Source organism: Burkholderia sp. GbtcB21 (assembly GCF_019091065.1).
In the GTDB taxonomy this organism is placed as follows: domain Bacteria; phylum Pseudomonadota; class Gammaproteobacteria; order Burkholderiales; family Burkholderiaceae; genus Burkholderia; species Burkholderia pyrrocinia_C.
Genome location: NZ_JAGXKA010000542.1, coordinates 1 through 231, shown reverse-complemented (window position 1 = coordinate 231; position 231 = coordinate 1). Strand labels below are relative to the sequence as shown.

The 231-nt window shown below is 74.9% G+C and carries 1 protein-coding gene; it reads right to left on the bottom strand.

The window, feature by feature from the left end; translation table 11 throughout:
• The coding region (locus tag KVT39_RS37595) for a hypothetical protein (protein WP_217591540.1) at positions 1–231 on the bottom strand (231 nt) is incomplete at both ends.

Below are 231 nucleotides of genomic sequence, written 5' to 3'. Positions count from 1 at the left end.
GCGGGTGCGCCGGCCGCGGCAGCCCGCGGTTGAATTCAGTGAGGATGCCGAGATCGACGCGGTCGCCGACGACGCTGAACAGTTGCCCCTGGCTGGCCGTCGGCACGCGGTAGCGGGCCGGCAGCGTCGACAGCGCGGGCGAGCGCGCGAGCGGCGTGCCGGCCGGCAGGGGCGGCCGGCCGGGTTCCCCCGTGAAGCGCGTCAGGTGCTGAGTGTAGTCGTGTCCGGCAA